Below are 19,931 nucleotides of genomic sequence, written 5' to 3' on the forward strand. Positions count from 1 at the left end.
CCGGGCCTAGACTGGCGGCGTCATGCAGGTCACCGAGAGTAGGGAGACTGTCACCATGGCCAAGCGAGGCAACAAGAAGCGGGCCCGCAAGAAGAAGAAGGCCAACCACGGCAAGCGCCCCAACGCCTGAGCCGACCGAAAGACCCCCGCCCCACAGGGCCGGGGGTCTTCGCATATCAGGGGAAAACGCGTCACGTCACGCAATTCCCTGTCAGAACGCACACAATCCACTTCAACGCCGCCAGGGCCTGTTTCAGGTTCACACCGCGAGTTTCCGCAATGCCGGTCAGCGCGTTTTCACTCGTCCCCGGACGCGGGGTGTTTCACGGCCGGCCGAGTGCCCGATAGGTCCATCCGGCCCGACGCCACTGCGCGGGATCCAGTGCTCCGCGGGCGTCGACGACCCGTGGTACGGCGACCACATCGCGAAGCCTCTCCGGATTCAGGTTGCGGAACTCTTCCCATTCGGTCAGCAGAAGGACGAGATGCGCCCCCTGGAGGGCGTCCTCCGGGCTCAGGGCATAGCCGAGGGTCGGGAAGGACTTGCGCGCGTTGTCCATGGCCTTGGGGTCGTAGACCGTGACGTCACCCCCCATCAGCTGGATCCGGCCCGCCACGTTGAGTGCGGGTGAGTCCCTCACATCGTCGGAGTCGGGCTTGAACGCTGCGCCGAGCACGGCAATCCTGCGGCCCAGGAACTGCCCGTCGCACTGTTCCCGCGCCAGTTCGACGGTACGCGTGCGGCGGCGCATGTTGATGGAGTCCACCTCCCGGAGGAAGGTGAGTGCCTGATCGACACCGAGCTCTCCGGCCCGGGCCATGAATGCGCGGATGTCCTTGGGCAGGCAGCCCCCGCCGAATCCGACACCGGGGCGCAAGAACCGGCCGCCGATGCGTTCGTCGTGGGAGAGCGCCTCGGCAAGCTTGCCGACGTCGGCTCCGCCGGCCTCACAGACCTCCGCCATGGCGTTGATGAAGGAAATCTTGGTGGCCAGGAAGGCGTTGGCGGACGTCTTGACCAGCTCTGCGGTCGGGAAGTCGGTGACGACGACCGGCGTCCCCTTGTCGGTCACGGGCCGGTAGAGCTCCTCGAGGGTCGCCCGTGACGCGTCGGACCGTACCCCGAAGACCAGCCGGTCGGGACTCAGGGTGTCCTCGATCGCGAAGCCTTCGCGCAGGAACTCCGGGTTCCAGGCCAGCTCGGCGAGTTCGCCGACCGGCGCGAGTTCGGTCAGCCGATCGGCGAGGCGAGAGGCCGTACCCACCGGCACGGTCGACTTGCCCACCACCAGGCACGGCCGCTTCAGGTGGGGCGCGAGCTGCTCGATCACCGCGTCGACGTAGCGCACGTCCGCGGCATAGCCGTTCTCGACCTGGGGTGTTCCCACGCAGGAGAAGTGCACGTCGCCGAATGCGGCCGCTTCCTCGTAGGACGTGGTGAACCGCAGGCGGCCGTCGGCCACATGCTTGGCGAGGAGAGCCTCCAGACCGGGCTCGTAGAAGGGCGCCCGGCCGGCCTGCAACGCGGCGACCCGCTCGGCGTCGACATCGACCCCGAGCACCTCGTGTCCGATCTCGGCCATGCAGGCCGCATGCGTGGCACCGAGGTAGCCGGTGCCTATTACTGTGACGCGGAAAGGCATGCGGCCCCCTCGGTCAGCCGCCCTGTGTGCGGTTGTTTCACTGTTCGGATCAACACCTTAAACCCGCAGAACACGCACGAATTCACCAGACGACCCACAGTGGCGACCCAGAAGGGTTGTAACGGATCGGGCATCTTTTCGACATCAGTCCTGGAACGATTAGGACTCGCAGGCGAGACCATTGAGCCGTAATGACCGAATTGAGACAGTTTCGAGGCTCGTTAGCTCCCATAGCTTGACCGAGTCCAGAAAACCCGCTCGCCAGAGCCGTCGCAATCTCTTCACTTTTTCTACACACAGACGGGACACGTGCGGTCACGCGCCCTGCGCCTGACAGCCCGGTTCCGAGGATGGCACATGCTCGCGTTTCTGCTTGAGATCAGAGAATGGTGGAATCACGGGAGCGTCTACCCGTTCGCCGTTTTCATGACGATGATCTGGGCACTCTGGGTGCTTCGCATCTTCCTGGCCCGCCGCTACAAGCCCTGGACCCGGTCCTACGACGCCTCCACTTCCGTCATCATCCCGGTGGTCGACGAGCCGGAGGACCTGTTCAGGTCCGTTCTCCGGCGCATCATCGACCAGCGGCCGACGGAGATCATCGTCGTGATCAACGGTCGACGGAATCCCGAGCTCGAACGGATCTGCGACGACGTCGGTGTGATGTGGCTGTGGACCGAGATCCCCGGCAAGCGCAATGCCCTGCGCGTCGGCCTGGAACACGCCACGGGTGAGATCGCGGTGCTCGTCGACTCGGACACCATCTGGACCAAGGACACCCTGACCGAGCTGATCAAGCCGTTCCGCCAGCGCAAGGTCGGCGGCGTCACCACCCGCCAGCGCATCCTGGACCCCGGCCGTTCGGTCCTGACCCGCTGGGCGGACTGGCTGGAGAGCGTCCGGTGCCAGTACTCGCTGCCCGCCATGAGCGTCGTGGGCACCGTCGGCTGCCTGCCCGGCCGCACCATCGCGTTCCGCAAGCACATACTCGACAGATGCATGGAAGACTTCCTGAGCGAGAAGTTCCTGGGCGTCTTCCTCGAGGTGAGCGACGACCGGACCCTGACGAACTACACGCTCAAGGCCGGCTACAAGTGCGTCTACCAGTCCACGTCCCTCGTGTACACGGACGCCCCCCTGGAACTGAAGAAGCTGGCGAAGCAGCAGTACCGCTGGGCGCGCGGCTCGCAGTACAACACGATGCGCATGTTCTGGTGGATGCTGCGGCACGCCAAGATCCTGTGGCTCTTCTACATGGCGGACATCCTCGTCCCGTTCGTCCTGCTCGGCACGTTCGCTTCGTGGGGCGTCTCCGCCTTCCAGCGGGACAAGCCCGGAATCTACAATGAGCTGCCCCTGCCCGAAGTGCCCTGGCACGCACTGCTGTTCATCCTGGCCCTCGCCGCCGTCATGTCCATCCTCTCCATGGCGGTCAGGTTCGGCAGGCACTTCGCCTACCGCCCTCAGGACATGTTCTTCCTCCCGGTCTTCATGCTGATCAACACGTTCCTCCTGCTGCCCGTACGCCTGCTGGGGTTCTTCCGTATGGCTCACAACGCGAGCTGGGGCACACGCGCCGACAGCTTCGCCGGTGAGAGCGCCCGCAGCCCCTTGGTCGTCATCCCCTACCTCCTCGGCGGAGCCCTGCTGTTCGGATCGGTGATGATGAGTGTCTAGGGCCAGGGCCAAGAGTCGGCGCCGCAGGCGCCTGCGCTGGTGGAACCGCGGTACCGGCATCCGGCTTCGCCTGTGGATGGCCTTCAACCTGGTGCTGCTCTGCGGGCTCAGCTACGGCGTGTACCTGCTGGTGCAGTCCAACGCGACGCCCGCCTTCGCGGGTTTCGGACAGCAGGAGGACAAGCCGGGCATCACCGAACGACTCAAGCCGGGCTCAACCGACAAGCCGATACCCAATCGCGCGGACTTCCTCGCGCCGAAGGGCAAGCACTTCGGCGTCAGCACCTTCGAAGCACCGTGGTCCAGCTCGGAGATCGACAAGGTGGCCACCGCAGCCGGCACCCGCCCCACCATGGTCGAGTACTTCGTCAAGTGGACGGAGGACTTCGAGCCGGAGGCGGTCGACGCCTCCTACCGGCAGGGCATGCTGCCCGTGCTCTCCTGGGAACCCTGGGCGGGGCCCAAGGCAGGGCTGGACCAGCCCGCGTACTCCCTGGCGTCCATCGCGGCGGGCGAGCACGATGCGTACATCAGTCGTTTCGCCAAGGGCATCGGTGATCACAAGTGGCCCGTCGCCCTGCGCTTCGCCCATGAGATGAACGGCAACTGGTACCCCTGGTCCGAGCAGCGCAGCGGCAACAAGCCGGGTGACTACGTCAAGGCGTGGCAGCACATCCACCAGCTCTTCGAGGCCGCCGGAGCGGAGAACGTCATCTGGGTGTGGAGTCCGAACATCCTGCGCCCCGTACCGAAGGTGAGCCTTCAGGCCCTGTACCCGGGTAAGGAGTACGTCGACTGGGTCGGTCTGGTGGGCTACGCGGCCGAGGAGAAGAATGCCGCCCAGGTGTTCGACCCCACCCTGGAAGCCCTGCGCAAGTTCGCCGCCCACCCGGTGCTCATCACCGAGACCGGGGCCCGGCCGGGCCCCCTCAAGGCACCCTGGACCGCGGACTTCTTCACCTGGCTCGACAAGGTGCCGGACGTCATCGGGTTCATCTGGTTCGAGCGCAGTGAAAACGAAGGCGGCGGCGCCGACTGGCGCTTCTCCACCGACCCGGCGACGACCCAGTCCTTCAGGACAGGACTCAGCGGAATCGACCTCGTGTCGACCGCCCGGCAGTCCGGCTGACTCTCTCTCCACCGGCCCGAGTACCGGCAGCCGCGGGGGGCTTCGGGCCGTCGTCTCCCTCGCCTGCGAGGGAGACGGCCTCGGACCCGGTTTCCGCGCCTGGCCGAGCGGCTTCGCGCGCCCCGGCGATCAGACCGGACGCTCAGCCCGACAGAACCGGCTCGCCGCCCGGAGCGTCCGCGAGGTCCAGGTCGGCGAGCCCCTGGCGAAAGGCGTTCTGCGTCTCGGCGGTCTCCGCGAACCGCCAGTCCTGCTTGCCCCCCTGCTCGATGCTCCGCTCGAACCACACGAAGCCGATCACGTCGGGGCGCCCCCGCAGCCAGGTGAAGAAGTCCGCGATCCACAGGGCCTTGTCGTCGCCGGGCCGAGCGCCCGTCTCCGCGATCAGGGCAGGCCTCCGGGTGAACGCCCGCATCTCCCTGAGCGCCGGTTCGAAGACGTCCGCGGCCCGCATCTCGTGCTTGCGGTAGCCGCTCAGGCCGATGATGTCGACGTACTTGTCGCCGGGGTACAACGGCTGCAGCCGGACCTTCTCCACCGTGCGCAGAATGTTCGGGCTCCACTGCCAGGCCACGTTGCGCACGCCGGCCTCGGTGAAGATGTCGTGGACGTGGCGCCAGGCCTCCACGTACTCGCCGGCGCTGTTGCCGTTGCGCTGCTCCGCCCACGGGAACCACGTGCCGTTCATCTCGTGCGCGAACCGCAGGATCACCGGCCGGCCGTGTGCCTTCACGTCGTGGGCGAAGCGCCTGATGTAGGCGTCGTGGCGACCGTTGGAAATCTCCGCCAGCGCGTACTCCGGCTGCTCGGTCCCCGCCGCGCCCGAGCCCCAGGGCTCCCACGTCAGCAGCGGGACAGCGCCCTGCTGGTACGCCGCGTCGACGGCGTCCCGGCGATAGTCCTCGGTCCACTTCGCGAAGTACTCCAGCAGGTTCGGTCGCGCACCCGCCCGCTGCGCCACCATGTCCGTCTCCTGGGGCGACCACGGCGTCTCGAGCGCGCTGACGCCGAAGTACCTGCCCCGCACCGGGATCAGTCGCTGAGCAGCCGGAGAGACGGCCGGCGCGGTCGGGCCGGGAGGGGCCGTGCTCTGCTCCGGAAGACTGTCACGCGCAGCCGAGCTCCCGGCCGCGCGATCGGGAGCTCCCGCGCCGGAACAGCCCGTCAGTACCGCCGACATGGCCAGCAGCACCGCCGGAAACACCCGGCGGCTCGACCGGACGGCCGCGGGGCCGGCGAAGGCGGCTCTGACACAGGTGGACACACGGGCAACTTACCTGGTGGGCGCAGAATGCCGACCGGCAAGGCCACCCGGTGAACAAAACGGGCTCCCGGAAAGTCTCCCGGAAGCCCGTCATCAAGAAATGCCTGGTCAAGCACGGTGGGCGCGGACGGTTTCGAACCGCCGACATCTGCTTTGTAAGAGCAGCGCTCTACCCCTGAGCTACGCACCCGTGGATGAGTGGACAGCCTACATGGCGGGCAGGCCCCCCACGCAAACCGGTTCCCGTGGGAGAGAATGGACCGGGGCATGGCGGACACCTACGGGAGAGGGACTGTGACGACGGCATCCCGGCGGTGGTTCGGTGGGCGGGACGAGAGTCGGCGGGCGGATGCGCAGGCGGCCAAGGACGCCGCCGCGGCCGCGTTCTACGAGCTGGACACGGCGCAGCGGGATCTGCGGATCTCGATCGAGACCATCGCAGCGGCGGACGGTTCGCCCGCGGCGCGGCAGGCGACCGAGGGGTTCGCCGCGCTCGGGCAGCGCATCGATCAGGTCAGCCACGTCTACATCGAGGCGGTCGACGCGCACGACCTGGACCGGGCGGAGTTGGATGCCTCGGCGGCCACGCGGGCGCGGGACGAGCTGACCCGCGCCCGCGATGAACTGGTGCGGGTCAAGGAGGAGCTGGAGCGGTTCGCGCAGGGCCTGCAGCCGCTGCTGGACAAGGCCGAGACGCAGCTCGCGCGGGTCGCGCCGGCCCGGGAGCGGGCCAGGGCCGCGCTGATCGGGGCCAGCGACGCGCTGGACGCCGTACGGGCCAAGGGGATGCGGGCGGACGACCTGGCGGCGCGGCTGGCGGCGCTGGGGCCGGAGCTGACCAAGCTGAACCAGGGCGCGGCCCGGCACGGGGTGCAGGAGACGGTGCAGCGGGCGGACCGGATCCTGCGCGACGCGGAGGCCATACGGGCCGAGGCGGCGCGGCTGCCGGAGCGGGCGGCGGAGATCGACCGGCGGCTGGTGAGCCTGCGGACGCGGGCGCAGGCGTTGCGCAACCGGGCGGACCGGGTGGATCCGGTGCTGAGCGAGCTGCGGCGGCGGTTCAGTGCGGCGTGCTGGCAGGACCTGCAGCACGTGCCGGACCAGGCGGTACGGGACGTGGCACGGGCCGAGGAGCAGTTGCGGGAGGCGGGCCGGGCCCGGGACGAGCAGCGCTGGGCGGACGTGGGGACGCTGATCGAGGCGGTCCGCGGTGCGCTGGACGCGACGGACGAGGCGGTGTCGGCTGCGCAGGACCGGCTGACGCGGCTGGAGGCGGTGGCGCGGGATCCGCAGGCGGAGGTGGACCGGACCCGCTTCGCGATCCGGGACGCGCAGCGGCTGGCGATGGCCGGCCGCAGTGTGCCGGATCCGCGGCATGCGCGGCCGCTGGACGATGCGGTGGCCCGGGTGGGCCGGGCGCTGGAGGGGCTGGAGGGGCGGCACCCGGACTACTGGGCGTTCCTGCAGGAGATGGAGGCCGTACGGGCCTCGGTGAACCGGGTGGTGACCGGAATCCGGGAGGAGCGCGGCCACGCCTAGGGGTGTCCGGCGGATCGGCGCCCCGGCCCTGATCCGCCGGACACCCCCGAGGCATCGCCCGCTCCCGCCGGTCCGTCCTCCTTCAGGGCTTCAGGGCGCACTGCCTCCTCCAGCCGCCGCCGCTCCCCCGGCCCCGGCCCGCACCCCGCCCTCGTACTGGTTGTCGTGGGGTGGTGGGCGGCGGATGCTGGGGGTACGGGACGGAGCAGAGGAGGCCTCCATGGCTGCCCATACCTTCCACAAGCCGCGTGCGTCCCAGGTGCCCCCGGTGCCCCACGCGCCCCACGCGCCCCACGCGCCCCACGCGCCCCATGCGCCGTACGCGCCCCACGCGGCGTACGGGTGCACCGAGCCCCACGAGCACTACGCGCCCTACGTGGCCCACGAGCCGTACGGGCCGGTCGTGCCGCAGGATCCGCACTGGGTGGCGCGGCGCGTGCGGCGGGCCCTGCACCCCGTCAACGCGCGGCTCGACGAGCACCTGCCCATCGATCACAAGCTCAGCCAGGTGTACCGGGTCGGGGCGGGGCTGACCGGTCTGCTCCTGGTGGTCTTCGGGATCCTGGGCCTGATCGACCGGATCGGGTTCTTCGACACGGGCGGCGACACGGTGCTCGCGCTGAACACCAACGGCGCGCTGAGCGTCCTGTCGATCTGCATCGGCGGGCTGCTCATCGTTGGGATGGTGGTGGGCGGGACCTTCGCCTCGACACTGAACATCGTGCTGGGCGTGCTGTTCATCGCGAGCGGCTTCGTGAACCTCGCGCTGCTGGACACCGGGCTGAACTTCCTGGCCTTCAAGATCCAGAACGTGCTGTTCAGCTTCGTCGTCGGCGTGATGCTGATGTGGTTCGGGATGTACGGGCGGGTGGGCAGCGCGCTGCCGCACGACAATCCGTACTGGCGTGCCCGCCACCCCGAGCAGGCGGCCCGGGAGGACCGGGCACGCATGGCGCAGAGGCGGCTCGCGCGGCCCGACACCGTCTGAGAGCCGTAGCGCGGGGGCGGCGGACGCGCTTAGCCTGTGCGCATGCCTCGTTATGAATACCGCTGCCGGACCTGCGACGACACCTTCGAGGTGAGCCGCCCCATGGCCGAGTCCTCCGCCCCCGCCGACTGCCCGGCCGGGCACGCCGACACCGTCAAGCTGCTGTCCGCGGTCGCCGTGGGCGGGTCGAGCAGCGCTCCCGCGCCCGCCCGTCCCATGGGCGGCGGAGGCGGCGGCTGCTGCGGGGGCGGCGGCTGCGGCTGACCCCCGAGGCCGCCGCCCGCCGCCGCCCGCCGCCCGCCGCCCGCCCGTCCGCTGCCGCCTGCCGCCGTCTGCCGCCGCCCGCGCTGCCCCCGCTACCGCTTGCGCGAGAGCGTCAGGCCGTCCGAGATCGCCAGCAGGACGGAGTCCATGCGCGGGTCCGCCGTGACGTGGTCGTTGAAGGCGCGCACGCCCGCCGCCGAGCCGGTGGCCGATGCGTCGAGGACCGTGCCGTGGAACAGCGTGTTGTCCGTGACGATCAGTCCGCCGGGGCGGAGCCTCGGGACGAGCTCCTCCCAGTAGGAGATCTGGCTCTCCTTGTCGGCGTCCACGTAGGCCATGTCGATGTGGGGCTCGGCGGGCATGGCGCGCAGGGTCTCCAGGGCCGGCGCGATGCGCAGCTCGATGCGGTCCGCGACGCCGGCCTCCTCCCACGCCTCCCTGCCGTACGCCGTCCACTCCTCGGAGACGTCGCAGGCGATGAGGCGCCCGTCGGGCGGCAGTGCCTGGGCCATCGACAGGGCCGAGAAGCCGGTGAAGGTGCCGACCTCGACGATGTGGCGGGCGCCGGTCAGGCGGACGAGGAAGGCCAGCAGCGGCCCCTGTTCCTCCGCGGACTGCATCCCGGCGACGTCGGGGAACTTGGCGTACGTCCTCGCCACGAGCCCCCGCTGGACGGCGTCCAGCGGGGGGTTGTGGTCGAGCATGTACTGGTACAGCTCGTCCGTGATCTTCGTGCTGTTGCCTTTGCTCATGCGTCCAGTCTGCCGAGCCGCCCGGCCTCGCGGGTGAATGCCCGCACAATTTCCTCGCCCGCCAGGACACCGGCCTCGGCGAGGGCCGTCACCGTGGGCGCGGTCCACCGCGCGTCGGCCAGTTCGCCGTGGCCGGGGCGCCAGCCGGCGTCGGCGGCCAGCAGCAGGTCGGCGTCGAGCAGTGAGTCGCCGGCGGCCAGGGTCGTGGTCGCTCCGGTCCGGCGGGCGACCTCGTGCAGCGCCGCGCTCTTGGTGAGCGGGCGCGGCACGGCGTAGATCTTCCGGCCCTGGAGGGAGACGGTCCAGCCGCGGGCCCCGGCCCACTCCGCCAGGGCCTTGAGCCATTCGTCGGGAACCAGGGCCCGCTCGACGACGAGGTAGGCGAAGAGGTCCTCCGCGACCCGGGCCTTGCGCAGCCACGCCGGGTCGGCGGTGGCCAGCAGGTGGTCGTGGACCTCCTCCAGCGGGGCGCACTCCTCGGCGAGGCGGGCCGCGACCTGCCGCCGCCAGTCGCGGTCCGGTACGCCGTCGACGAGGAGCTGACCGCCGTTGGCGCAGATCGCGTACCGGGCGGGGCGGCCGGGGAAGCGGATGCGCTGGTACTGCTTGCGCGTGCGGGTGGTGGTGGGGACGAAGACGACGGACGGGTCCTCGGTGAGCTCCGCCAGCAGGGCCGCGGCCGTCTCCGTCATGTAGGACAGCGGCTTGCTCTCGTGGACCTCGACGCACAGCAGCCGCGGGGCGACCGGGTCGGGCATGGTCAGAGCGAGTGCGGCCGTCGAGTAGATGAGCGTACGGTCGAGGTCACTGGCTACGAGGACAGTCACTTGGAGGCCACAGCCTTTCCGTCGGCGCCGGTGGCGCCGCGCGTGAATCGGGGGTGGATGAGCCCGACGCAGGTGTAGGGCAGTCCGTCGACCTCTTCCACCGGGACGCCGCGCTGCTCGGCGAGCAGCCGTACGTGGTCCAGATCGGCCCCGGCGCCGCGCTGCGCCAGGATTTTCCACGGCACCCGGCGCAGCAGGACGCGGGTGGTCTCGCCGACGCCGGGCTTGACGAGGTTCACGTCGTGGATGCCGTACTCCTCGCTGATCCGCTCGACGGCCGCCCAGCCCTCCCAGGTGGGAGTGCGGTCGGCCGCGAGGAGTTCCTTGACCTCCTCGTCGACGGCGTCCGCCACCGTGTCGAAGTGGGCTGCGACGGCGTCGACGAATTCGACGGAGACGTCGGCTCCGGCGAGCTCGCGGTAGAACTTCGCGCCGTGGAAGTCGGCGGGTCCGACGAGGTCGGACCTGAGAACCGTACGCGAGATGAGTCCGGACACGGTGGAATTGAGACAGGCGGAGGGGATCAGGAAGTCCTCGCGGGTGCCGTAGGTGGGCACGCACGAGCCGGGGTCGGCGAGGACGACGATCTCCGGGTCGAAGCCGGGGAACTCCCGCAGGGCGGCCTTCAGCTCGCGGGTGATGGCGCCCTTGCCGGTCCAGCCGTCGACGAAGACGACGTCGGCGGGGTCGTGGTGAGCGGCCAGCCAGCGCAGGGCGTTGGCGTCGATGCCGCGGCCGCGCACGATGGAGACGGCGTAGTGCGGGAGGTCCAGGCCGTGCCGGGCGCGGGCCCAGCGGCGCATCAGCACGCCGACGGGGGTGCCGGCGCGGGCCAGGGAGACCAGGACCGGGGAGGGGGAGCGTTCGGCGAGGACGGTCTCGGTGACCGTGCCGACGGCGCGGGCGACGCGGGCGGCCGAGGCGGTCAGCGCGCTGCGGTAGAGCTCCTGGTACTGGGGCGAGGGCTGGTACTCGACGGGCAGGGACTCGGCGTAGTGCGCGCCGCCGGCCTGGATGGCCTCCTCGCGCTCCTCGGTCGGGGCTTCGAGCCGGACGCCGGAGAGGTCCTGGAGCAGCCAGCCGACGTCCTCGGGGGCGTAGGAGGAGAAGGCGGGGCCGCGCAGGGGCTCGGACATGGTCGGCTCCTGCCGGTGGTGGGACGTACGGGATGCCACGGAAAGTACGGGGGGTGCGGACACCACGGGGGGTACGGCCGCCACGGGGGGTACGGACGCCACGGCGGGTACGGACGGTACGGCCGCCACGGGGGCTGCGGTCGGTGCGGACGCCCGGGGCGGTATGTAGGACGGGACGACGGCCAGGACGAGGCGGCCGGTGTGCGGGGCGAGGGCCGCGAGGAGCCCGGTGTGCAGTTCGGGGGTGTCGCCGGCCGAGTCCACGACGGCGACGACGGTGTCGAAGCCGGCGCCGTGCGCGGGGCGGGCGACGTTGTAGGCGTAGCGGTCGCCGGGGCCGTCGGCGGGGGTGTCGTGGGCCGGGAAGACGAGCCGGGTGCGGATGGCGTAGCCGGGGTCGTCCACGGCGAGGACCGGGGAGCGGGTGGTGGTGGAGAAGCGGACCTCGCGGGCCGCGCCGGTCTCCTCCAGAGCCTTGGCGAGGCGCAGCGGCGCGTACATCAGTTCCTCGTTGCCGAGTACGAGGAGCCGTCCGGGGTCGGTGCCGAGGGCGGCCGTGAGCCGGGCGGCGAGGTCCGGCAGGGCGGCTTCCAGGCGCTGCCGGTGCGCGGGGGTGAAGCCGTGGCGGCCGCCGTCGGGCAGCCCCCGCGGCCAGCCCAGGTCCACCCGGACGACCTCCGGGGTCCCGGTGGGCGTGGCCGCGACGTGCACGGCGTCGGCGGCCTCGTGCTGCTCCACCGGGGCCCGGCTCTCGGCCTCGTGCCGCTCCACCAGGGCCTGGCCCTTGTCCAGGACCCCGTCGGGGAGGGACACCGTGCCCGAGGCGAGGGCGATCAGGTCCACGCGGGCGCCCAGCTCGGCGGCGAAGGCGGTGAGCCGGTCGCGGTCGGCCGGGGAGCGCATGTCGACGAGGGCGACGACCACGTAGCGCGAGCGGGGGTGGCGGGCGTGCAGGTCGCGGATGGTGTTCAGGACCGTGTTGCCGGTGGAGAACTCGTCGTCGACGAGGACCAGCGGCCCGTCGCCCGCGAGCAGCGCGGGGTCCTCGGGCAGCAGCAGGTGGGAGGTGGCGTGCGAGTGCGCCTCCTCGAAGCCGCCGGCGGTCGCGACGCCCGGCACGGGCCGGCGGGTGGAGTGCAGGTACGGGGCGGGGCCCAGGCCGTCGGCGACGCAGTGGCCGAGCCCGGTGGCGGTCTCGGCGTAGCCGAGGACCACGGCCGCCTCGGCGGCCTCCTCGCCGAGCAGTGCCCGTACGCGTGTCCCGAGCCCGTACCCGGCGGCGTACACCGTGTGCGGGGACTGCGGGACGTGCTTGCCCAGGACCTGCGAGACCAGCAGGTGCGCGCGCTTGGGGTTGCGCCGCAGGGCCAGTCCGAGCAGGTCCGTGAGCCGCGGGCTCAGCCGCGGTCCGGGCCGCGGGCCCCCTTCGGAGTCGTGCAGGGCGACTCCCAGCCGGTCCGCGACCCAGGTACCCGACCACACCTCGTCGATCGTCTTGCCTTTCCTCGTCGTCCGCTTCGGCACGGGCCCGCTCATACCTGGAGCCCGGCCGTGAGCAGGTCGACGAAGCCGACCTGCTCCTTCGCCACACCGAAGACCTCGGCGCGCAGCATGGTGCGCTCGGCCCAGGCCCGGTGGGGCTTCACCTCGTTCATTTTGTTCGTATAAGCAGAGCGCATCACCCCGCCGCCGCCGCGCTCGGGTCTCAGGATGTCCTGGGCGTCGCAGAACTCCTCGTGGGAGACGACCGACAGGGCGTGCACGGGCGGGACGTGGGCGGGGTGGATGCAGGTCTTGCCGAGCAGGCCGTTGGCCCGGTCGAGTTCGATCTCGCGGAGCAGCCCGTCCAGGTCGTGTTCGATGAGCGCGGTGCGCAGTTCCTCGACGCCCTCCTCCAGGAAGGGGCTGCGGCGCAGCTGGGGCTTGAAGAGGCGCTCCTGGCTGCGGAAGTACTCCCAGACGGGGCCGGTCACGGTGAAGCCGGTGCCGTCGGCCCTGCTGAGGACGTTGACGACGTCCGCGATGACGCCGGCGACGATCTGGACGTCGTAGGCGGTCATGTCGGGGGTACGGCGCAGCCCGTAGGCGGAGCAGAAGTCGGTCACGCCGAGGCGGAGCGCCAGGACCCGCTCGCGGTGGCTGTTGACCGTGCGGGAGATGCCGGCGAGGGCTTCGACGCGGGTTTCGAGGTGGAGGAGCTCCGGGGTCTCCAGGACGGGCATGGCATACAGCCGGGCCTTTCCGGTCGCGGCCTCCGCGTCGGCGACGGCTTCGAGGAAGGGGATGCCGCGCCGCTCGTCGAACTTGGGGAGTACGAATCCGGCCAGATGACGTACGGAGCGGCCCAGGCGGCGCGCCAGGTCCGGTATCTGCTCGGGCGTACGGACGCGGATGAAGAGCAGTGGGAGCTCGCCGGCGTCGCCGTCGAGGTCGGCGAACTGGCGGACGAGGTTCTCCTCGGCCCCCGTCACGTCGGCGTCGCTGATGGAATCCTCCAGGCAGAGGACCATGGAGACGACGCCGCGGCCCGCCTGCTTGCGGACGTCGGCGGCCAGGGCGGGGCGGGTGGCGGGGCTGTAGAGCGTCGCGCCGAGGGCGGCCGCGAGGACGTGGGCGGGCGAGGCTCCGGTGAATTCCGCCGGTTCCTGGTGGAAGAGGTCCTTACGGACCGTGGGCGATACGTGCCCAAAGTGACGCATGTGCTATCCCCCGTACTGCCTCGGCGGCCCGACTGGCATGGCCGGTAATAGTACGTACGAACGTGAGTCAAGAGTTCCTCGAGCACATGAAGTTCAGGTAACCCTCTTGCACCATGCCCAGCTCGCGCGATCGGTACCGCAATCGGTCAAGGCCCTGTGGGGTCATACGGGGGGCCGCATTGTCCGGCCCCGCCCCGGGAGGGCAGGATGACGTGCATGACGCACGCGATGCAGAAGGGCTCGAACATCCCGGTGGCCCCCGTGGCGGTCCGGGCGGTGCTGCGCTGGACCGGCGGCCCCGAGGTGCCGGACGTGGACGCCTCGGCGCTGCTGGTGGGCCCGGACGGCCGGGTGCGTTCGGACGAGGACTTCGTCTTCTACAACCAGCCCCGGCACCCCTCGGGAGCCGTCTGGCGCCTCGGCAAGAAGCAGGTCGGCGACGCGATCACCGACGCCGTCCAGGCGGACCTGCGCACGGTGACCCCGAGCGTGGACCGGATCCTGGTGGTCGCCTCGGCCGAGGACGTCCCCTTCCAGCGGGTCCGTGACCTGCGGATCCTGCTGTACGACGCCACCGCGACCGGCGGCTCGGAGCCGCTGGCCTACTTCGACGTGCGGCCCGAGACCGGCGCGGAGACCGCGCTGATCTGCGGCGAGCTGTACCGCCGCGGCGACGGGTGGAAGTTCCGGGCGCTCGGCGAGGGCTACTCCGACGGGCTGGTGGGGCTGGCCACCGACCACGGGATCTCGGTCGACGAGAACGCCGCCGAGGCCGAGGCGGGTGTGGCCTCCGGCCCCGCGGCGGCCGCGGCGGGCCCGGCGGGCGGGGCCTCCGAGCGGACGGCCGCGATGGCCCCGCCGACGCAGGCCCCGCCGGCCGCCCAGCCCGCCTACGGGTATCCGCAGCCGGTGTCCCCGGCTCCGGTGCCGGGTCCGGGCGGCGACCCGTCCTTCCGGCTGCCGGCGCAGGGCCCGCAGTTCATCCGCCACTGAGCGAGCCGGTCCACTGCCGAGCGGGACGCGCCCCCGGCGCTGCGGGGCTCCGGGGTCACCTCTTGGTGCTCTTGTAGCCCCGCCCCCACTGGAGCCCCCAGCCGTACAGGCGGTCCAGCTCGGACTGGAACCCGTACACGAACTTCACCTCGCGCTTCACGACGAGCTCGCCCTTGACCTTCTCCAGGGAGACCACCGCGCAGGACCGGGCCTGCGGGTGCCGCTCGTCCAGCGGGATCTCGATCCGCGGGCCCGTCACCGGGTAGAGGGTCACCATGGCGTGCGTCCGGTCGAAGGCCGGGGTCTGGTCGTAGATGTAGACGAAGACCAGCAGCCGTTTGATGTCGTCGGCGTGGTCGAGGTTGATGTAGAGGGTCTCCCCGGACCCCGATCCGAACCGGTCGTCGCCGCTGAGCTTGACGAACGGCGGGTCGTTGAGGTCGCCCAGCAGGTTGCCCAGCGGCTGGACGGCGCCGCGGGTGCCGTCGGTCAGCTCGTACAGGCAGCCCATGTCGAGGTCGACGTTGACCATGCCCTGGGTGTGCGCCTGCACCATGTCCGGCTTGAACAGCTTGAACGGGTGGCGGAAAAGCTGGCCGCTCTGGCCGGAGCGGCCGCCGATGTCCGAGGTGCGCATGCGCCAGGACAGATTGACGCGCAGATTGCCGTGGACGGCTCCCTGCCTGGTGAGCGACACCGTCGGCTGTCGCTTGGTCAGCTCGATCGCGTTCGACGAGGCACTGCCCGACTGGAACTGCACGGCCCGGCTGCCCATGATGCCGTCGAAGAATCCCATCCCCTACCCCCTGGTCCCCTGATCCCCTGATCCCCGCGAAGCCTACGGAAAGCGGGGCGGCCCGCCGGGTCCGTGAACCCGGCGGACCGCCCCGCAATGGAGCGTTCCGCATTAACGGCGCGGTCATGCGTCGACGGTGGAACCCTCCAGTTCCAGGCGCTTGTTGCGGCGCACCGAGGACCAGAAGGAGGCCGCGATCAGCACCACGCCGATGAGGCCGGTGATGATCTCGCTGATCTCGTGCTGGATGGTGACCAGCAGGATGACCGCGAGCGCGCCGATCGCGTAGTGCGCGCCGTGCTCCAGGTAGACGTAGTCGTCCAGGGTGCCCTGGCGGACCAGGTAGACCGTGAGCGAACGGACGTACATGGCGCCGATACCGAGGCCGAGCGCCATCCAGAAGATGTGGTTGGTGATGGCGAAGGCGCCGATGACCCCGTCGAAGGAGAACGAGGCGTCGAGGACCTCGAGGTAGAGGAAGAGGAAGAACGCGGCCTTGCCGGCCAGGCCGACGGCGGAGACGGGCTTGCCCGCGGCCTTGGCCTTCTCCTCCTCCTCGTGCTCGCGCTCCTCTTCCTCCTCCAGCTTGTCCTCGAAGTAGGAGGACAGGCCGCCGACGATCAGGTAGGTGATCAGGCCGGCGACGCCGGCGAGCAGCACGGTGGCGGACTTGTCCTGGTGGCCGGTGCTGGTGTGGGCGTTGACGGCGAAGGTCATCGCCGAGACGAGCAGCGCGATCAGGGCGATGCAGACCGACAGCATGTCGACCTTGCCGAGCTTGGCCAGCGGGCGCTCCAGCCAGGCGAGCCACTTGTGGTCGCGGTCCTCGAAGATGAAGTCGAGGAAGATCATCAGCAGGAACATTCCGCCGAACGCGGCGATGGCCGGGTGGGCGTCGGTGACCAGGGCCTCGTACTGCTCGGGCTGGTCCAGTGCCAGCTCGATCGCCTCGATGGGGCCGACCTTCGCGCTGATGGCGACGATCGCCACCGGGAAGACCAGCCGCATACCGAACACGGCGATCAAGATGCCGACGGTGAGGAAGATCTTCTGCCAGAAGGCATTCATCTTCTTCAGGATTCCGGCATTGACGACCGCGTTGTCGAACGACAGGGAGATTTCGAGGATCGACAGGATCAGTACGACCCCGAAGGCTTCCCACCCCCACTGCCACGCGGCAAAGGCAAGGCCGAGCGCCGTGATGGCGAACGACCAGCCGAAGGTTTTCAGAACCACTGGCACCTGGCACCCCATGCGTCTGTGTACGGCTTTACGAAACGTTGACCCCGAAGTCTAGAGCGATGCCCCGGAGCCCCGACGCGTACCCCTGTCCCACTGCACGGAACTTCCATTCGCCCCCGTACCGGTAGACCTCGCCGAAGATCATCGCGGTCTCGCTGGAGGCGTCCTCGGAGAGGTCGTAGCGGGCCAGTTCCTGACCGTCGGCCTGGTTGACCACCCGGATGAAGGCATTGCTGACCTGGCCGAAGCTCTGCCGGCGGCTGTCCGCCTCATGGATGGAGACCGGAAAGACGATCTTGTCCACGTTCGCCGGCACCTTGGTGAGGTCGATGATGATCGACTCGTCGTCGCCGTCGCCCTCGCCCGTGAGGTTGTCCCCCGTGTGTTCGACGGAGCCGTCGGGGCTCTTGAGGTTGTTGTAGAAGACGAAGTACTCGTCCCCCAGCACCCGGCCGCCGTTGCAGAGCAGCGCGCTGGCGTCGAGGTCGAAGTCGGCTCCCGTGGTCGAGCGCGCGTCCCATCCGAGACCGATCAGAACCCTGGTGAGGTTCGGTGCGGCCTTGGACAGGGAGACATTGCCCCCCTTGGCGAGTGTGACGCCCATGTTGTGGTCCTCCCCGGACGACGGTGGCGATGTGGCGGTGGTGCGGTGGTGCGGTGCAGCCCGTGCAGCGGGCGAAGCGCGTCCGGCGCCGTACACACACAGTGCACGGCGCCGGACGGACGAACTGCTCTCGGACTCAGACGTTGACGCCGAAGTCCTGCGCGATGCCGCGCAGGCCCGAGGCGTAGCCCTGGCCGATGGCCCGGAACTTCCACTCGGCGCCGTTGCGGTAGAGCTCGCCGAAGACCATGGCGGTCTCGGTCGAGGCGTCCTCGGAGAGGTCGTAGCGGGCGAGCTCGGTGTTGTCGGCCTGGTTCACCACGCGGATGTAGGCGTTGCGGACCTGGCCGAAGCTCTGCTGGCGGGTCTCGGCCTCGTAGATCGAGACCGGGAAGACGATCTTGGCGACGTCGGCCGGGACGCCGGCGAGGTTGACCTTGATCGCCTCGTCGTCGCCCTCGCCCTCACCGGTGGTGTTGTCACCGGTGTGCTCGACCGAACCGTCGGGGCTCTTCAGGTTGTTGAAGAAGACGAAGTTCGCGTCGCTGGCGACCTTGCCCTGGTCGTTGGTCAGGATCGCGCTGGCGTCGAGGTCGAAGTCGACACCGGTGGTGGTGCGAGCGTCCCAGCCCAGACCGACGATGACCGCCGTCAGGTTAGGCGCGGCCTTGGTCAGCGAGACGTTGCCGCCCTTGCTGAGGCTGACTCCCACGGGTCCTCCATTGGGTTCTGTGTGGGGCGGTGCCCCGTCGTGCGGTTGCTACCGGATCAACGTTTCGATCCTAGTGACGGGTTCCCGCCGGTTAGCGGTTTTCGCAGGGAACTGCGCGTAACGGCCCGCGCAGTCGCGCTCAGAGGCTGTCGAGCGCCTTGATGTACTCGTTCAGGTCACGCGCGTCGGGCAGTCCGTTGACGACAGTCCAGCGCACCACGCCGTCCTTGTCGATGATGAAGGTGCCGCGGACCGCGCAGCCCTTGTCCTCGTCGAAGACGCCGTACGCGCGGGAGGTCTCGCCGTGCGGCCAGAAGTCCGACAGCAGCGGGTACTCCAGGCCCTCCTGCTCCCCGAAGACCCGCAGGGTCGGCACGGAGTCGTTGGAGACGGCGAGGAGCTGGACGTCGTCGTTCTGGAAGCGCGGGAGCTGGTCGCGCAGCTCGCACAGCTCGCCGGTGCAGACACCGGTGAAGGCGAACGGGTAGAAGAGCAGCACCACGGCCTTTTCCCCCCGGAAGTCGGAGAGCCGCACGGTGGCGCCGTGGTTGTCCTTGAGCTCGAAGTCCGGGGCCTTGTCGCCGACCTCGATCGCCATCTCTCGCATCCCTTCGTTCCCGCATCCCCGCGTTGGGCTGTTCGGGTGAGTCACAGCCTAGATCCTGACCCGGCCCACCCGGATCCGCGAAACACACGAATCACGGGAAACGCACACACCCCGCCGACCGGGATCACCTGGTCGGCGGGGTGTGGAAGCGTGTCCGCTCGGCAGCGGGCGCGGCTCAGCGCTTGGACTTGGCGGCGGTCTTGGGGGTCACCAGCTTGGTGGCGGCCCACTCCTTGCCGACGCTGACGCTCCTGGTCTGCGAAAGACCGGCGGTCTCGGCGGCCTCGCTGATGTCGCTGGCCTCGACGTAGCCGTCACGGCCCGTCTTGGGGGTCAGCAGCAGGATCAGTGCGCCGTCCTCGACCAGCTCGGTGGCATCGACCAGCGCGTCCGTCAGATCGCCGTCGTCCTCGCGGAACCACAGCAGAACCGCGTCGGCGACGTCGTCGTACTCCTCGTCGACGAGTTCGCCGACGAGCTCTTCGACGAGGTCACGGAATTCCTGATCGACGTCGTCGTCGTAGCCGATCTCCTGGACCACCTGTTCGGACTGGAAACCCAGCCGGGCGGCCAGGCTCTCCGCGTGGTCCGCGGTCGCGCTCACGGGGTGCCTCCTGCTCATGTTCGGTGAATGTCTTCGGCGGCGCGCGTACGCGCAGCATTGGGCGTAGTCCACACGGGCGCGGCGGATCGCGCAAGTACCCGGCCGCCGAGACCGTCGAAACGGTGACGATTACGGCCGTCTCGCCGCAACTTTCAGCGTGCTCGTGTGCACCTCTGGTGATTCATCCCACACCATTCCAGCTCATTCGCATCGCATGAGGACTTTCCTACCTGTTTGAGGGACGAACGGCCTCCCGGAGCCGGCGACCGCCTTGGGCGTAAGGTTGCGGTTTGGTCGCACCCGCCACCCCGCACCGCGGAACCGGACCCGTCCGCACTTCGCCGGGCCCCCTCCACCCTGCCGGGCATCCCCGTCGATCGCAGGGATTACCCATTGGTACGGATGACGAAGGCGGCCGAGCGTAAGACCATGGGAGGCGGCGCCCCCCAGTGACG

General features: G+C 70.0%; 19 protein-coding genes and 1 tRNA gene. 7 read left to right on the forward strand and 13 right to left on the reverse strand.

What is annotated here, in order from left to right:
- The first annotated feature begins 55 nt into the window (after nucleotides 1–55).
- On the forward strand, nucleotides 56–130 hold the full coding sequence (locus tag NRK68_RS36920; protein WP_099895366.1) for a 50S ribosomal protein bL37: 75 nt from the start codon (nucleotides 56–58) through the stop codon (nucleotides 128–130).
- 193 nt (nucleotides 131–323) lie between these two features.
- Here the strand turns inward: NRK68_RS36920 and NRK68_RS10775 are convergent, their stop codons facing one another.
- Nucleotides 324–1,643, reverse strand: a complete 1,320-nt coding sequence (locus NRK68_RS10775) for a UDP-glucose dehydrogenase family protein (RefSeq protein WP_257855676.1) — start codon at nucleotides 1,641–1,643, stop codon at nucleotides 324–326.
- Nucleotides 1,644–2,075: 432 nt separating this feature from the next.
- Here NRK68_RS10775 and NRK68_RS10780 point away from each other — a divergent pair, with 432 nt between their 5' ends.
- Both NRK68_RS10780 and NRK68_RS10785 read left to right on the forward strand, forming a co-directional pair.
- Nucleotides 2,076–3,320 carry a glycosyltransferase family 2 protein gene (locus NRK68_RS10780; protein WP_257855677.1) on the forward strand — a complete coding sequence of 415 codons (1,245 nt, stop codon included), beginning with the start codon at nucleotides 2,076–2,078 and terminating at the stop codon, nucleotides 3,318–3,320.
- On the forward strand, nucleotides 3,313–4,449 hold the full coding sequence (locus NRK68_RS10785) for a glycoside hydrolase family 26 protein (RefSeq protein ID WP_257855678.1): 1,137 nt from the start codon (nucleotides 3,313–3,315) through the stop codon (nucleotides 4,447–4,449). Before NRK68_RS10780 ends, NRK68_RS10785 begins: the two co-directional genes overlap by 8 nt.
- 142 nt (nucleotides 4,450–4,591) lie before the next feature.
- On the opposite strand, the gene NRK68_RS10790 is transcribed toward NRK68_RS10785, so the two are convergent.
- Together NRK68_RS10790 and NRK68_RS10795 are read right to left on the reverse strand one after the other, a co-directional pair.
- The gene (locus tag NRK68_RS10790) at nucleotides 4,592–5,413 is read right to left on the reverse strand and encodes a glycoside hydrolase family 26 protein (protein ID WP_257855679.1); all 822 of its coding nucleotides are present in this window, start codon (nucleotides 5,411–5,413) and stop codon (nucleotides 4,592–4,594) included.
- A 418-nt stretch (nucleotides 5,414–5,831) separates the two neighbouring features.
- Nucleotides 5,832–5,903 (reverse strand) — tRNA-Val (locus NRK68_RS10795).
- Nucleotides 5,904–5,968: 65 nt separating this feature from the next.
- Between NRK68_RS10795 and NRK68_RS10800 the strand changes: the two genes are divergently transcribed.
- From NRK68_RS10800 to NRK68_RS10810, 3 genes are all read left to right on the forward strand, one after another.
- A complete protein-coding gene (locus NRK68_RS10800; protein WP_257855680.1) occupies nucleotides 5,969–7,252 on the forward strand; it encodes a coiled-coil domain-containing protein in 1,284 nt (427 codons plus the stop codon).
- Between the two features lie 424 nt (nucleotides 7,253–7,676).
- Complete coding sequence (locus NRK68_RS10805; RefSeq protein ID WP_183065602.1) at nucleotides 7,677–8,240, forward strand: DUF4383 domain-containing protein; 564 nt, start codon at nucleotides 7,677–7,679, stop codon at nucleotides 8,238–8,240.
- 42 nt (nucleotides 8,241–8,282) lie between these two features.
- Entirely contained in the window at nucleotides 8,283–8,504 is a 222-nt protein-coding gene (locus tag NRK68_RS10810; RefSeq protein ID WP_183065208.1) for an FmdB family zinc ribbon protein, read from the forward strand.
- Between the two features lie 92 nt (nucleotides 8,505–8,596).
- Here the strand turns inward: NRK68_RS10810 and NRK68_RS10815 are convergent, their stop codons facing one another.
- Genes NRK68_RS10815 through NRK68_RS10830 form a run of 4 tightly spaced genes read right to left on the reverse strand, consistent with a single transcriptional unit; the run spans nucleotide 8,597 to nucleotide 13,918 of the window.
- The gene (locus NRK68_RS10815) at nucleotides 8,597–9,256 is read right to left on the reverse strand and encodes an O-methyltransferase (RefSeq protein WP_183065209.1); all 660 of its coding nucleotides are present in this window, start codon (nucleotides 9,254–9,256) and stop codon (nucleotides 8,597–8,599) included.
- Nucleotides 9,253–10,083: an HAD family hydrolase gene (locus NRK68_RS10820; protein ID WP_183065210.1), complete on the reverse strand. Its 831-nt coding sequence runs from the start codon at nucleotides 10,081–10,083 to the stop codon at nucleotides 9,253–9,255. The genes NRK68_RS10815 and NRK68_RS10820 overlap by 4 nt, the downstream gene beginning before the upstream one ends.
- Complete coding sequence (locus NRK68_RS10825) at nucleotides 10,080–12,743, reverse strand: phosphoribosyltransferase (RefSeq protein ID WP_257855681.1); 2,664 nt, start codon at nucleotides 12,741–12,743, stop codon at nucleotides 10,080–10,082. Before NRK68_RS10825 ends, NRK68_RS10820 begins: the two co-directional genes overlap by 4 nt.
- A gap of 8 nt (nucleotides 12,744–12,751) precedes the next feature.
- Nucleotides 12,752–13,918, reverse strand: a complete 1,167-nt coding sequence (locus NRK68_RS10830) for an HpcH/HpaI aldolase/citrate lyase family protein (RefSeq protein ID WP_183065212.1) — start codon at nucleotides 13,916–13,918, stop codon at nucleotides 12,752–12,754.
- A 216-nt stretch (nucleotides 13,919–14,134) separates the two neighbouring features.
- On the opposite strand from NRK68_RS10830, the gene NRK68_RS10835 reads away from it, so the two are divergent.
- Nucleotides 14,135–14,911: a TerD family protein gene (locus tag NRK68_RS10835; RefSeq protein ID WP_257855682.1), complete on the forward strand. Its 777-nt coding sequence runs from the start codon at nucleotides 14,135–14,137 to the stop codon at nucleotides 14,909–14,911.
- Nucleotides 14,912–14,966: 55 nt separating this feature from the next.
- Here the strand turns inward: NRK68_RS10835 and NRK68_RS10840 are convergent, their stop codons facing one another.
- The 6 genes from NRK68_RS10840 to NRK68_RS10865 form a co-directional block, all read right to left on the reverse strand.
- Nucleotides 14,967–15,707: a TerD family protein gene (locus NRK68_RS10840; protein WP_183065214.1), complete on the reverse strand. Its 741-nt coding sequence runs from the start codon at nucleotides 15,705–15,707 to the stop codon at nucleotides 14,967–14,969.
- A 123-nt stretch (nucleotides 15,708–15,830) separates the two neighbouring features.
- A complete protein-coding gene (locus NRK68_RS10845; protein ID WP_183065603.1) occupies nucleotides 15,831–16,943 on the reverse strand; it encodes a DUF475 domain-containing protein in 1,113 nt (370 codons plus the stop codon).
- A gap of 34 nt (nucleotides 16,944–16,977) precedes the next feature.
- Complete coding sequence (locus NRK68_RS10850; RefSeq protein WP_030841252.1) at nucleotides 16,978–17,553, reverse strand: TerD family protein; 576 nt, start codon at nucleotides 17,551–17,553, stop codon at nucleotides 16,978–16,980.
- Between the two features lie 136 nt (nucleotides 17,554–17,689).
- Nucleotides 17,690–18,265: a TerD family protein gene (locus tag NRK68_RS10855; protein ID WP_030026013.1), complete on the reverse strand. Its 576-nt coding sequence runs from the start codon at nucleotides 18,263–18,265 to the stop codon at nucleotides 17,690–17,692.
- A gap of 139 nt (nucleotides 18,266–18,404) precedes the next feature.
- Complete coding sequence (locus tag NRK68_RS10860) at nucleotides 18,405–18,863, reverse strand: peroxiredoxin (protein WP_030819487.1); 459 nt, start codon at nucleotides 18,861–18,863, stop codon at nucleotides 18,405–18,407.
- Nucleotides 18,864–19,047: 184 nt separating this feature from the next.
- The gene (locus tag NRK68_RS10865; RefSeq protein ID WP_030841248.1) at nucleotides 19,048–19,476 is read right to left on the reverse strand and encodes a DUF3052 domain-containing protein; all 429 of its coding nucleotides are present in this window, start codon (nucleotides 19,474–19,476) and stop codon (nucleotides 19,048–19,050) included.
- Nucleotides 19,477–19,931: the final 455 nt, after the last annotated feature.

This window comes from Streptomyces yangpuensis, assembly GCF_024666385.1.
Taxonomy (GTDB): Bacteria; Actinomycetota; Actinomycetes; order Streptomycetales; family Streptomycetaceae; genus Streptomyces; species Streptomyces yangpuensis.

What these genes read in the sequence shown, in the direction of transcription:
- NRK68_RS10775 (WP_257855676.1), bottom strand. Translation starts at nt 1,643, where the DNA reads ATGCCTTTCCGCGTCACAGTAATAGGCACCGGCTACCTCGGTGCCACG.
- NRK68_RS10850 (WP_030841252.1), bottom strand. Translation starts at nt 17,553, where the DNA reads ATGGGCGTCACACTCGCCAAGGGGGGCAATGTCTCCCTGTCCAAGGCC.
- NRK68_RS10830 (WP_183065212.1), bottom strand. Translation starts at nt 13,918, where the DNA reads ATGCGTCACTTTGGGCACGTATCGCCCACGGTCCGTAAGGACCTCTTC.
- NRK68_RS10790 (WP_257855679.1), bottom strand. Translation starts at nt 5,413, where the DNA reads ATGGTGGCGCAGCGGGCGGGTGCGCGACCGAACCTGCTGGAGTACTTC.
- NRK68_RS10835 (WP_257855682.1), top strand. Translation starts at nt 14,135, where the DNA reads ATGACGCACGCGATGCAGAAGGGCTCGAACATCCCGGTGGCCCCCGTG.
- NRK68_RS10860 (WP_030819487.1), bottom strand. Translation starts at nt 18,863, where the DNA reads ATGGCGATCGAGGTCGGCGACAAGGCCCCGGACTTCGAGCTCAAGGAC.
- NRK68_RS10800 (WP_257855680.1), top strand. Translation starts at nt 5,969, where the DNA reads ATGGACCGGGGCATGGCGGACACCTACGGGAGAGGGACTGTGACGACG.
- NRK68_RS10815 (WP_183065209.1), bottom strand. Translation starts at nt 9,256, where the DNA reads ATGAGCAAAGGCAACAGCACGAAGATCACGGACGAGCTGTACCAGTAC.
- NRK68_RS10810 (WP_183065208.1), top strand. Translation starts at nt 8,283, where the DNA reads ATGCCTCGTTATGAATACCGCTGCCGGACCTGCGACGACACCTTCGAG.
- NRK68_RS10780 (WP_257855677.1), top strand. Translation starts at nt 2,076, where the DNA reads ATGATCTGGGCACTCTGGGTGCTTCGCATCTTCCTGGCCCGCCGCTAC.
- NRK68_RS10840 (WP_183065214.1), bottom strand. Translation starts at nt 15,707, where the DNA reads ATGGGATTCTTCGACGGCATCATGGGCAGCCGGGCCGTGCAGTTCCAG.